9 protein-coding genes and 1 pseudogene are annotated in these 11,900 nt (G+C 61.6%); 5 read left to right on the forward strand and 5 right to left on the reverse strand.

The window, feature by feature from the left end; genetic code table 11:
* Position 1 precedes the first annotated feature (1 nt).
* Positions 2-1,042, reverse strand: a complete 1,041-nt coding sequence (locus ACGYLQ_RS16920; protein ID WP_276155322.1) for an aromatic ring-hydroxylating dioxygenase subunit alpha — start codon at positions 1,040-1,042, stop codon at positions 2-4.
* Positions 1,043-1,135: 93 nt separating this feature from the next.
* Positions 1,136-2,077 carry a LysR substrate-binding domain-containing protein gene (locus ACGYLQ_RS16925; RefSeq protein ID WP_276155321.1) on the reverse strand — a complete coding sequence of 314 codons (942 nt, stop codon included), beginning with the start codon at positions 2,075-2,077 and terminating at the stop codon, positions 1,136-1,138.
* Positions 2,078-2,289: 212 nt separating this feature from the next.
* Here ACGYLQ_RS16925 and ACGYLQ_RS16930 point away from each other — a divergent pair, with 212 nt between their 5' ends.
* From ACGYLQ_RS16930 to ACGYLQ_RS16940, 3 genes are all read left to right on the forward strand, one after another.
* A complete protein-coding gene (locus ACGYLQ_RS16930) occupies positions 2,290-3,834 on the forward strand; it encodes an ABC transporter substrate-binding protein (RefSeq protein WP_276155320.1) in 1,545 nt (514 codons plus the stop codon).
* A 78-nt stretch (positions 3,835-3,912) separates the two neighbouring features.
* Positions 3,913-5,298, forward strand: coding sequence for an FAD-binding oxidoreductase (locus ACGYLQ_RS16935; RefSeq protein ID WP_276155319.1), 1,386 nt, complete (start codon positions 3,913-3,915; stop codon positions 5,296-5,298).
* A gap of 17 nt (positions 5,299-5,315) precedes the next feature.
* Positions 5,316-6,437: an aminotransferase class I/II-fold pyridoxal phosphate-dependent enzyme gene (locus tag ACGYLQ_RS16940; RefSeq protein ID WP_276155318.1), complete on the forward strand. Its 1,122-nt coding sequence runs from the start codon at positions 5,316-5,318 to the stop codon at positions 6,435-6,437.
* Here ACGYLQ_RS16940 and ACGYLQ_RS16945 read toward each other — a convergent pair.
* Positions 6,347-7,330: a transposase family protein gene (locus ACGYLQ_RS16945; protein ID WP_394444005.1), complete on the reverse strand. Its 984-nt coding sequence runs from the start codon at positions 7,328-7,330 to the stop codon at positions 6,347-6,349. The genes ACGYLQ_RS16940 and ACGYLQ_RS16945 overlap by 91 nt on opposite strands.
* Before the next feature lie 188 nt (positions 7,331-7,518).
* Here ACGYLQ_RS16945 and ACGYLQ_RS16950 point away from each other — a divergent pair, with 188 nt between their 5' ends.
* Positions 7,519-9,057: an ISL3 family transposase gene (locus ACGYLQ_RS16950; RefSeq protein WP_276155352.1), complete on the forward strand. Its 1,539-nt coding sequence runs from the start codon at positions 7,519-7,521 to the stop codon at positions 9,055-9,057.
* Positions 9,058-9,108: 51 nt separating this feature from the next.
* Here ACGYLQ_RS16950 and ACGYLQ_RS16955 read toward each other — a convergent pair whose 3' ends face one another.
* Positions 9,109-10,323 carry a P1 family peptidase gene (locus ACGYLQ_RS16955; protein WP_394444007.1) on the reverse strand — a complete coding sequence of 405 codons (1,215 nt, stop codon included), beginning with the start codon at positions 10,321-10,323 and terminating at the stop codon, positions 9,109-9,111.
* Between the two features lie 182 nt (positions 10,324-10,505).
* On the opposite strand from ACGYLQ_RS16955, the gene ACGYLQ_RS16960 reads away from it, so the two are divergent.
* Positions 10,506-11,372 (forward strand): MurR/RpiR family transcriptional regulator, encoded by an 867-nt coding sequence (locus ACGYLQ_RS16960; RefSeq protein ID WP_082035343.1) that lies wholly within the window; start codon positions 10,506-10,508, stop codon positions 11,370-11,372.
* 104 nt (positions 11,373-11,476) lie between these two features.
* Here ACGYLQ_RS16960 and ACGYLQ_RS16965 read toward each other — a convergent pair.
* A pseudogene (locus ACGYLQ_RS16965) lies at positions 11,477-11,812 on the reverse strand (transketolase); the annotation flags it as partial.
* Positions 11,813-11,900 lie beyond the last annotated feature (88 nt).

Below are 11,900 nucleotides of genomic sequence, written 5' to 3' on the forward strand. Positions count from 1 at the left end.
GTCACTGGCTCATCTTGGCGTCGACCATCGCCTCTTCGGCGATCATCGCTTCCAGTTGCCGCCGGAATCGCAGCTGGCCCGCGTCGATATGCAGGTCGATATGCGGTGAAGTTTTTTCGGTCATGCCGATCTGCACCTCGTTCAGAACGGCGCGATCCTCTTCGAATGCGCTGCGCACGTCCTCGCTCATCATTTTCGACAGCTCTTCGTCGTCAGGACGGATATTGCGCAGCTGGAACCAGTAATAGCGCGTCTCGGTCTCGGTAGTAGGCGTCATGAAGTTGTAGCTGTCCATGACAAACGTCTTCTCGTGCAGGGTGCCATCGACGCCGCCGGTTCCGGCGGGGGTGAACACGGCGCGGATCAGCGCGTGGCTGGGATAGCGCACTTCGTAATGCTGCAGACGGTCGCAATTGCCCTCGAACTCGACAACCTTCTTGTAGAAGGGCGCGGGCTCGTGATCCATCATCCAGCGGTGGACGATGACGCCCGTGTCAGTCTTGGTCACGCGCAGCGGCGTGTCCTTGGTCGCCGCGGCCGCAAAGGAGGACTCGTGGACCCAGGCCACATGCGTCGGATCGAGCAGGTTGTCGCACATCAGCAAGTAATTGCAGTTCAGCTCCATCGCCGCGCCGCGATTGATGCCCCATTCGGGATTGTCGAAATTCGGGATGTCGATGATGTCCTCGGGGTCCGCGATCGCCGCATTGCCCATCCAGATCCAGACCAGCCCGTATTTCTCATGCACCGGATAGGGACGCACCTTGGCGGCCGAGGGGATGCGCCCGCCTCCCGGCGCCCAGACGCATTGGCCCGCGCAATCGAAGGTCAGGCCATGGTAGCCGCATTCGACATTGTCATCCTTGATCCGGCCCTTGCTGAGCGGCAGCTTGCGATGCGGGCAGGCATCCTCCATCGCGATGACTTCGCCGTGGCTGTTGCGGAACATACAGATCTTCTCGCCCAGCACCTTGACCTGCTGCAGCTCGCCCTTGATCTCGTCGCTCCATGCGGCGACATACCATGCGTTCTTCAAAAACATACCTGGACTCCTGACTGGCTTGGGTGTGGCTGGACCTCTCCGATCTATATTGAAGACATGGCAAAATTAAACGTCGTTCTGCAGGGTGATTGTTTAGTTTTCCTGCCTTATGGAAAATCGGTCGGCGCCCTGGCCAGAGCGCGCCTCGGCCAGGATCCAGTTCAGGAACCTGCGCGAGACATCATTCTCCAGCAGCATGGGCGACCAACAGATGTAATAGGGTTCGGGCATGGGGATGGACTGCTCGGACAAACGCACCAGCCGTCCCAGCTTCAGATCCATCGAAGCAAATGAATGCTGCGCCAGGGCAACGCCCTGCCCGCTTGCCACAGCTTCCAGCGCCGAGCCGGAAAGAGAATGGATCGAGACGGGTTTCTGCCTGGGGCGCGGCTGATCTTGGGCCGCAAGCCAGTCGCCAAGGCGCGGCACGCTGGCATAGCCCGGACCCCAGTCGATATCGACCCACGGCAGCGATCCCAGCGCTTCAGGGTCCGACGCCTCGGGGTGGCGCGCCAGGAATTCGGGCGCGCAGACCGGAAAGCAGACATCATGGAAGAGCGCGCGCCGATGCGGATGCACCTCGGATGCCGCGCCATAGGTCAGGCGGAACATGTGGTTCAGGAATTGCGGCTCCGGCTCTACATGGGTGGCCTCAAGCCGGAAAGAGGCCGAGCCGTGAGCCGCCTCGAAACGGTGAAGGCGCGGATTGAGCCATTTGAGCAGCAAGGTCGGCAGCCCCGAGATACTCACGTCCCGGTCGGCCATCCGCTCGGCAAGTAGCCCCTGCGCCTGCTGGAGCTTGGCGAAGCCGGCCGACAGCAAGTCGTGATACGACCGCGCGGCAGGGGCCAGTGATGCGCGCCGGCCATCCTTCATGATCAGCGGGACCTTGAGTTGCGTCTCGAGGATCTTGATCTGCTGGCTGATCGCGCCGGGCGTCACGCCCAGTTCCTTGGCCGCCGCCGTGACAGAACCGAGCCGCCCGAAGCTTTCGAAGGCCTGAAGCGCACGGAGAGGAGGAAGAGTGGATTGCATAGCCTGCCTATAACATGCGGTCGCACCAGATACACTTAGAAAGCCTAAAGAGTGTCTGCGCAATTCTCATTTGTCAGAAGATCAGCGGTAGACCTATTCTAATAACAATAGACATAATAACACGCAAACGGCCGCCCGCTCAACGGGTGTTCAATCATCTGGCGATGATCGGTGTCGGCCCATAACAGGGATATCTTTCAATGACGATTTCAATGAACCGACGCAGTCTCCTGATCGGTGCGGGCGCCATGGGCGGGGCCGCCGTTCTGGGCCTCTCGGGCCAGCCTCTGCGCGCGGCGACGCCGCAGCCGGGCGGAACTCTCCGCCTCGGGATCGGCAGTTTCGACTCGGGCGAGACGCTGGATCCGCAGGTGAACGAGACCAAGTTCATGCAGAACCTGCAATGGCAGATCCGTAACAACCTGATCGAGATCGGGGCGGGCGGCGTTCTGGTGCCCGAGCTTGCCACCAGCTGGGAATCCAATGACGATCTGACCGTCTGGGTGTTCAAGCTTCGCCAGGGGGTCGAATTCCACAACGGCAAGACGATGGATGCCGATGACGTGGTCTTTTCGATCAACCTGCATCGCGGACCGGACACGATCAGCCAGACCAAGAGCCTTGTCGCCGTGATCAAGGACGTTCAGGCCACTGCCCCCGACGAGGTGACGATCACCCTGAACGAGCCGAACGCAGGCTTCCCCCCTGTCATGGCGCTGACCACGATGGTCATCGTGCCCAAGGATGACATGAATTTCGATGCCGGGATCGGCACCGGCGGCTATATCCTCGAAACCTACGAGCCGGGCATCAAATCCATCGTCCGCAAGAATCCCAACTACTGGAAATCCGATCGCGCCCATTTCGACGAAATCGAGATGCTGGCGATCCGAGATGTCAATGCGCGCACGACCGCGCTGCAGACCGGGCAGATCGACGTGATGAACTCGGTCGATCCGACAACGGCCCATCTGATGGCCGTCATGCCAGGCGTCGATCTGGTCCAGACGCAGGGCAAGGTGCATTACTGCTTCAGCATGATGACCACCGATCCGCTGTTCCAGGACGTGCGCGTGCGCAAGGCGATGAAACTGGCGATCGACCGTCAGGACATGGTCGACAAGATTCTCAATGGCTATGGCTCGATCGCCAATGACCAGCCGATTTCCAACGCCTATCGCTATCACAACCCCGATCTGCCCCAGCACAGCTATGACCCCGAGCAGGCCAAAGCGCTACTGAAGGACGCGGGCGCCGAGGGTCTGACGACGACGCTGCACGCCTCGAACACGCCCTTTACCGGCGCCGTGGAGGCCGCGCAGCTCTTTGCCGAGCATGCCGCGCAGGCAGGCGTCACCATCAATGTCGCGCGCGAGCCCGAGGATGGCTACTGGTCGAACATCTGGGGCAAGAAGCCGTTCTTCGCCTCGCGCTGGTCCGGCCGTGCCAACGAGGATCTGATGCTCAGCCTCGCCTACTCCAAGGAGGCGTTAGGCGGCTACAACGCGACCAACTGGGACAACGAGGCATTCAACACCGCACTGATCGCCGCCCGTTCGGAAAAGGACGACGCCAAGCGCCGCGAGCTCTATAACGAATGCCAGCGCATCCTGTCGGATGAGGGCGGGCTGATCGCACCGGTCTGGGCCGACTTCCTCGATGCCAAGGCATCCAAGGTGGGCACGCCCGAAGAGATCTCGGGCGACTGGGACCTTGACGGCAACCGCTGCGGCGAACGCTGGTGGTTCAACGCCTGATCGGGCAGAATTGCAATATGGCGGGCCGCCCGGAACGGCGGCCCGTTGTCACATCCGATCCCGAGGTCGACACATCCCATGGACACCCCCGCCGCAACCGACAGCCTCACCGCCGCCTTGGAAGAACTTCGCCATCGGTTCGGCGAGCGCCTGCTGACCTCGGACGCCGCACGCGAGCACCACGGGAGTGGCGAGTCGCATCTTCCGCCCCAATGGCCTGACGCCGTGATCATGGCGACATCCACCGAAGATATCGCGGACATCCTGCGCGCCGCTCATACGCACGGCGTGCCGGTCATTCCCTTCGGCGCCGGATCGTCGCTCGAGGGGCAGATCCATGCACCGCGCGGCGGCATCAGCATCGACATGTCCGGCATGGACCAAATCATCGCGGTCAATCCCGAGGATATGGATTGCCGCGTCGCCTGCGGCGTCACCCGGCAGGCGCTGAACGAGCATCTGCGCGACACCGGGCTTTTCTTTCCCGTCGATCTGGGCGCGCATGCAACCCTTGGCGGCATGGCGGCAACGCGCGCCTCAGGCACGACGACCGTGCGCTACGGCTCGATGCGGGATCTGGTGCTGGGGCTGACCGTGGTCATGCCGGACGGGCAGATCATCAAGACCGGCGGTCGGGCGCGCAAATCTTCGGCCGGTTATGATCTCACGCGGCTTATGGTCGGCTCCGAAGGCACGCTCGGCATCATCACCGAGCTGACCTTGCGGCTTTTCGGAATCCCCGAGGCGGCGCAAAGCGCGATGTGCAGTTTCGCCAGCATCGGGAAGGCGACCGAAACGGTCGTGGCCGCCTTGCAATGCGGCCTTTGCCTGAACCGGATCGAGCTGGCCGATACCGTCCAGATGCGCGCGATCAATGCCTATTCGGGCTCCGATCTTCCCGAGCATCCGACTCTCTGGATCGAACTGACCGGATCCGAAACGGCCGTGGCGCATGACATGGCGATCCTGCGCGATCTGGCGGAGGGCGCGCTGCGCTTCGACGCGGCCCAGACGGCGGAGGCCGCATCGAAGCTGTGGCGCATCCGGCACGACGCGCTTTATGCCGCGCGTGCGCTGCGGCCCGGAATCAAGGGGATCTCCACGGATGTCTGCGTGCCTGTCTCGCAACTGCCCGCTTGCATCAGCGGAATCATGGACGTGATCGCCACCACCTCGATCATCGCGCCGCTGGTCGGGCATGTCGGGGATGGCAACTTCCATCTGGTGCTGCTTTATGATCCGGCCGATGCGGATGAGGTGCGCGAGGCGCGGCATATCAACAGCAGCCTGATCGAGATGGCCATCGCCATGGGCGGCACCTGCACGGGCGAGCATGGGGTCGGCCTCGGCAAGAAGGCGTATCTCGACGCCGAACACGGCCCCGCCCTCGATGTGATGCGCCGGATCAAACGCGCGCTTGATCCGGGCGGCATCATGAACCCCGGCAAGATTTTCGACCTTTGACGCCAAGGACAGCAACCATGACACACCCGCTTCCCGATGATCTGATCCGCAAGGATGTGCGCGATCTGCCGGAGTATAATGCCGGCTTGGCACTGGATCGTTTTCGCGACGCATACGGCATCGATTGCGTGGCCAAGCTGGACAGCAACGAGAGCCCGCTTGGCCCGTCGCCACGCGCGATCGAGGTGATGCGGGAGGCGGCAAAGGGTGTCGCGCGCTATCCCGATGCCGCCAACACCGCACTGCGCAGCGCCATTGCGCGAAGCACCGGGGCCGAGGCGGACCGGATCATCGTCGGCAATGGTTCGGAAGATCTGATCGGGGCGCTCTTTCGGGCCACGATCCGCGCAGGCGATCACGTGGTCACGATCTGCCCCAGTTTCGGCCTGCATGAGTTCGGCGCGCTGACCTTCGGCGCGCGGGTGACCAAGCTGCCTTTCGAGGCCGACTGGTCCTTTCCGGTCGAGACGATCAAAGCCGAATTGCGCAGCGCGCCGCGCATCCTGATCTTCTCGTCGCCCAGCAACCCGGCCGGCCCCGCAATCTGCGAAAACGCCTTCCGCGCCATCGTGGAGGCCGCTGACCCCGCGACGCTGATCTGCTTCGACGAGGCCTATGTCGAATTCATCGACCCGCAGCACCGCTTTGACGCGCTCGGGATACTGGCCGCATCCGGCAAGCCCCATATCGTGCTGCGCACCTTCTCCAAGGCCTACGGCCTGGCTGGCGCGCGGGTGGGATACGGCATCGCCAGCGCACCCGCGATGATCCGGGCGCTGATGAAGACGCGCAATCCCTTCGGCGTCAACGCGATGGCCGCCGCAGGCGCGATCGAGGCGCTGGCCGACACCGCCCATCTGGACCGCGTGCTGCAGTGCGCCGCGGCCGAGCGCGACAGGGTGGCCGCCGCGCTGACCGCCAAGGGCTATCCCTGCGCGCCCAGCCAGACCAATTTCGTCTTTTTCGACACAGGCCAGCCCGCCAATGAGTTTGCCGAGGGCCTGCGCCGCGCCGGGATCCTGATCAAGGCATGGCAGGAGGCGCCGTTTCAGACATGGGCGCGCGTCACCATGGGCACAGCGGCCGAGAATGACGCGTTTCTGGCTGCCGTTCCGCAGATCAGCGAGAGGGTGGCCTGACCGCCTTGCCGCCGTCCTGCGTAGTGTGGCGCACCTATAGGCCGGTACTGCAGCGAAATCCCGTGCTCCTCGGCGCCCCGCTTCATCGCTTTTGAGCGGAACTCCTTGGCATTGTCGACGTGAATGGTATCCGGCAATCCCTCGGCGGGCCAGTCTGCGTCGATCCCCAAGCTCTCCAGCCAGTCGAATTTGGGCTGCACCAGGTGCTGAATGGCCAGTGCCACCGACAAGGTCGATGGCGGCTCCAGCGTCAGGTAAAACCCTGCCACCATGCGGCTGGCGACGTCGATGGCGAGCGTCAGCCAGGGCCGTTGCAAAGGCTTCCGATGAATTCGATCTACGACGATGACATCCACCAGCGTATGGTCGATCTGAACCACCTCATAGGTCCGTTGGACCTGATAGCTGCCTGGCAGCGGGTGATGGCGCTGGCGAGAGGCTCTGGCGCCCTCACGCGCCGCTGTGAGTTCGACCGGATCTATCGCCGCCACACGGTCCCGCAGCGTGGTCCAGCACGGGGGACGCAAACCCCTCTGACTGCACCGCATGCGCACCTCCTTTTGCAGGGCGTTGATGCTCGGCTTCTGGAGGGACTTGTAAAACTCCTCGATCGCCCCCGAAATCACCGTTTCGATCTCGTCAGGCAGCCGACGGCTGCCCCTCGGTGTTCCGACTTGAGCCGCCAGCAAGGAACTGGCGACCGGGCGCGCCTTGTACGCTGAGATCAACTCGTACAGGCGGGAGCGCTTGAGACCAAGATCGCGGCAGTCCTTGAGAAACTCGGCACGGTTCGGCGGTGACTTGTTTGCCAGCCGACGGATCACAGTTTCCCGCGCGACCGCCTGTTCCCACGCAGCATCGTCGACGGCGTTGATGTCTGCTCGATCCACCATGGCCAAACCCGGAAAATAAGTGTCTTATTGTCGCGTTGCCCTTTAATCGGCTCTGCCTCACTTTGTGTGGCGCAACTATCCTGAAACTGGAAAATTCAGGAGGTATAGTTGTGAGTTCGAAGCAGCACTGGTCGCCTGGGGGCAAAGTTTCGGTTCAAAGCGTCGAGCGAAGTGATTCCGGCGGGTGGATTGTATCGGGCAGTCTGACACCAATCGGCATCTGCCCAGACTGTGGATTGCATTCACACCGACGTCACGGCTGGCGGCGTCGGCAGCTGCAGGATTATCCCGCACATAGAGACGGGGTCACAGTGGAACTCCAGGTTTGCCGCTGGCGATGTCAGGCACCCGCTTGCCCACGCCGGACTTTCTCAGACCAAATCGCATGGATTGCGCGTCCTTTTGCACGTCGCACCTCGCGTGTCGGGAAGATTGTCGGCCATCTTGGGCATGCGACCGGCGGGCGGCCTGCCGAGCGGCTCCTGCACCGTTTGGGCCTTGGGATCAGCGATGACACGGTGCTCAGGCATTTGAAGAAGCGTGCTCAAGACACCGCCGAGCCGCCGAGGGTCATCGGGATCGACGACTGGAGCTGGCGGAAGTCGCAGACCTACGGCACGCTCATTGTCGATTTGGAGCGTCGCGTGGTCATCGACATTCTCGAAGATCGAGATGTCGTCACCTGCACCAACTGGCTGAAGCGACATCCCGAAGTAGAAGTGATCAGCAGAGATCGCTGCGGTCTCTACGCCAAGGCCGCCCGGCAAGGGGCACCGCAGGCAAAGCAGGTCGCTGACCGGTTCCATATCGTGCAAAACCTGAGGCAGGCCATCGAGGAGGAGATGAACCTTCACGGTCGTGCGACCGGCAGGGCGCTGCTGTCCGACGCCGACAACATCACCGCAGCCGGCAGCCTTCTGAAGTCACGCCTTGCGCACAGGACGTCTCGGGAAGAGATTTTCAACACCATCCATGCGCTCCGAAACCAAGGACTTTCCTACAGCGAGATCGGGCGGCGAACAGGGTTCCCGCGTCGCAGCATCGCGAAATGGCTGCAGTTCGAGACACCACCGGACCGCAGGCGGGCAGCTTTGAAGCGGACTTCGCCGTGGTTTTTTGAAGAGTTCCTGAGCCAAAGTTGGAAGGACGGCATTCGAACTGGGAGCGCCCTTTTCGTTATGATCCGAAAGCGTGGTTACGAGGGGAGTCAGTCGCATTTGCAGCGGTTGCTGGCGGGCTGGCGCAGAGCCGAACAGCACACGAAGGGCCCAGCCGTGGAGCACCAGATCTTGGAGCCGGTCCGGGACCCGGAAACGGGGCACGCGATTTCGCCGGTCATCGCGGCCGCGCTGTGCATCAAACCGCGCGGCAAGCTCACCCCGGATCAGGCGCGTAAAGTCGACGCTCTCAAGACCGGCTCTCCCGCCTTCGCAACGATGCGCTGTCTCGCCATGCGGTTCAACGGCATCCTGCGTGGCCGCCAAGCAGACCCGCTCCCAGCATGGATCGACGACGCGATCGAAACCGACCTGGTGCCCATCGTGCGCTTTGCCCGCACATTGAACCGGGACTTCGATGCGGTCAAAAACGCCATCGAGATGCCTTGGAGCAATGGCCAGGCGGAAGGTCAGATCAATCGCCTGAAGACCCTTAAGCGCGCCATGTACGGTCGCGCTGGACCAGAACTCCTCAGGGCCCGAATGCTACCGTTCCGCCACACAGATTGAGGCAGAGCCCTTTAATCTGAGACGGGACGTGTTTGGCGACAATTTTTGCCCTTAATTGTGAGATGCGGCTGTCATGGGGCCGGCGCTTTTCGCGCGCCTTTGCGCGATGTGATCAACCGCGGCAAGCAATCGAGGCTCCTTCTCGAAGGCGCGCAAGAGAGCAACCCTTGCATAGTCGTCGATGCTTTTGCTGACGATGGCTGTCTTAGCCAAGGGCTGAGATCGAGCGGCGGCGATTGCGGCGAGGCAGAACAGCCTAACTTCCGATCTGGGGTTCTGGACAGCGAACGACGGATCCCCGCGGAAGGTTTTGAGTGACATGGCAAAGATGACTGCGCGCATTTCGCGCCGAAGTTGCTTGGGGCCGCGCGATCGCGCGGCGCACTCAAGCATCCCTGCCCCGCGGCGCGCTCGGAATATCAGTTTTCCGGATATTTGTTCCTCACAGGGTTTGCCAAGGGTCAGCTGATGCGGCATCAGCGGCGCGTCAGTGGCAATCACCACGATGATCGAACTCAGATCTGTCGGCGGTGTGTGCGTCACGATCGCGGGTTCCGGCAGCCCGGCACCGATGTTTATGCCGCAGATAGTCAGATGCTCGCGCGTGCCGAAATTCGCCTGGACGAAAACACCAACCATGTAGCTTTCGTCGCCATAGCGGACCACCCGCGAGGCGCTCCCGGACCCAGCCTTGAATCCAAAACACTTCATGCCCGTCCCACCGCCGACGCTGCCTTCTTCGATAGCCCCGGAAGAAGCCGTTTCGATGGCTTCGAACACATGATCTTCGGTGACATGAAACCCGTTGATGTCATTGAGAAACCCGTCATAGGTTTCCGCCGAAACGGGCAAACCGAAGGCATCAGTCAGAGAGCCCGGATGCGCACGGCTCGCCCATTTCAGCGTGGCGTCGCGGGTGACGCCGCAGGAATGTGTGTTCGTGATGGTGACCGGAAAGGTCAGTTGGCCAACTTCGTCGAGGTAGTGCGCGCCAGACATTTCGCCGTTGCCGTTGAAATTGTGGTAGCCGGCGAAAACCGGGATAGAGAGGTTTTTGGGGCGTCTCGGTAAAATCGCAGTTACTCCGGTTCGAACGGGACCGTCACCAACGCGCAGCGCACCATCACCCTCGACGATCGTGGAGTACCCAACTGATACGCCGTCAACATCCGTGATGTTGTTGCTTGGACCTGGTTTTCCCTCGAAGTTCAAGCCCAGTGCGCGGGCCCTCGGTTTTCCCGAGCGAGTTATGTGTGTACTTGCCATAGATCGCCGCTCCTCCCCAGAACCTGTGGTTACGCTTGTAACGCCATAGAGTTCTAGTTACAAGAATAACATGGTTAGACATAACATACCCCGTTATTGCACAGGCGTTTGCGGCGGGTCACGGTTCGGACGGCCTTGGCCACCGGGAACTCCGAAGATCAGCACCGCAGTAAGATAATCGAATGAGCGCCTCATTAACGCAACGAATTCAGGAGCATTTGCCCAGCCTCTCGAAGGCAGAGCGGTCGCTGGCGAACTATCTGAAAACCAACCCCGAAGGTCTGATGGTCGAAACCAATGCCTCTCTTGCCGCCAAGGTCGGCGTCAGCGCGATGACGGTCAGCCGATTTGTCCGCAAGATCGGCTTCCGAGATTTTTCCGAAGCCAAGTCGTTCGAGCAAAGCCGAATATTCGTGACTGCCCTGTCGGAGGAGGGCAGCCTTGGTCAGCGCCTCGAACGCTACGGTCAGTCCGGCCGGTTGGAGGAATGGGCCAGCCAGAACTTGCGGCTTGAGATCGCCGCCATTGAGCAAGTGCACGGGTTGCGCAACGATCCGAACTGGCATCAGTGCGTCGAACTTTTGGCCGCCTCCGAGGCGGTCTATATGACCAGCTTCCAGATCATCCGGCACATCGCCATCGGCTTTGCGGCGATGCTCGAAAACGTGCGACCGAGAGTATCCTATCTCGACGGGCAGGACGAAGCCTACGGTGCGCTCTTCACCGATCCGGCGGAGAAAAAAACACTGGTGATCGTTGATACTTACCCCTACAGTGTACAGGCAGAGACCCTCGCCGGGCTGTCAGTTGAGGCCGGGATCGACATGATCGTGATCTGTGATGAATCCTGCCATTGGGCCTTGAAATACAGCCAGCACGTCCTGTCGGCGACGACCAACACCGGCCTCGTCTTCCGCTCCAAGGGGGCACTCAGCATCCTGACAAATCTGCTGACACATGACGTTGCCGGAGCCTTGGGCCAGCAGGCCGCCGATACGATCGAGACCGTCGCGGCCGCCCAGTCGCGCTTCAGCCGGACCACGAGGTAAGCCGAAGAGAGGATTGCGGTGGTTCGCGGTCTACAGTGCCAATCACCGGTCTGGTGTAACCCAAAGATGCTTAGGACCCTCCGAGCAGGCCAGGACGTCGGCTGTCAGTTGTAGATCAGCGACCCCAGAACGCCCTGGCTCACATGTTTCCCCGCCGTCAGTCCATTCACCTTTTCCACGATGGCGACGGCATCAATGCCGTGATGGCGGTAAAGCTCGCCGATGGTGCCGGTCTGGCCGAAGTGCTCGACGCCCATCGGGATGGTCTGGTGCCCGGCGACTGATCCGAGCCATGAAAGTGTGGCGGGGTGGCCGTCGATCGCCGTGATGATTTTGCAATGAGCGGGCAGCGCGGACATGAGTGTTTCGATATGCGCGCGGGCAGTCTGGTTGCCGCGAGACCGTGCCCTTTGGGCAGCGGTCCAGCCGGTGTTGTCACGTTAACCCGCCTGGGATTGCCAACTTGTTTTCGCCTATTTGAGAGGGGCGAGACCTCTGCCTGTCAGGCGGTCATTTCGGCAGCATAGC

Origin of the sequence: Sulfitobacter sp. 1A12779 (assembly GCF_043557315.1) — a bacterium.
Classification (GTDB): domain Bacteria; phylum Pseudomonadota; class Alphaproteobacteria; order Rhodobacterales; family Rhodobacteraceae; genus Sulfitobacter; species Sulfitobacter faviae.

Excerpts from the sequence above, each read along its gene's own strand:
- ACGYLQ_RS16920 (WP_276155322.1), bottom strand. The coding sequence starts at position 1,042 with ATGTTTTTGAAGAACGCATGGTATGTCGCCGCATGGAGCGACGAGATC.
- ACGYLQ_RS16925 (WP_276155321.1), bottom strand. The coding sequence starts at position 2,077 with ATGCAATCCACTCTTCCTCCTCTCCGTGCGCTTCAGGCCTTCGAAAGC.
- ACGYLQ_RS16930 (WP_276155320.1), top strand. The coding sequence starts at position 2,290 with ATGAACCGACGCAGTCTCCTGATCGGTGCGGGCGCCATGGGCGGGGCC.
- ACGYLQ_RS16935 (WP_276155319.1), top strand. The coding sequence starts at position 3,913 with ATGGACACCCCCGCCGCAACCGACAGCCTCACCGCCGCCTTGGAAGAA.
- ACGYLQ_RS16940 (WP_276155318.1), top strand. The coding sequence starts at position 5,316 with ATGACACACCCGCTTCCCGATGATCTGATCCGCAAGGATGTGCGCGAT.
- ACGYLQ_RS16945 (WP_394444005.1), bottom strand. The coding sequence starts at position 7,330 with ATGGTGGATCGAGCAGACATCAACGCCGTCGACGATGCTGCGTGGGAA.
- ACGYLQ_RS16955 (WP_394444007.1), bottom strand. The coding sequence starts at position 10,323 with ATGGCAAGTACACACATAACTCGCTCGGGAAAACCGAGGGCCCGCGCA.
- ACGYLQ_RS16960 (WP_082035343.1), top strand. The coding sequence starts at position 10,506 with ATGAGCGCCTCATTAACGCAACGAATTCAGGAGCATTTGCCCAGCCTC.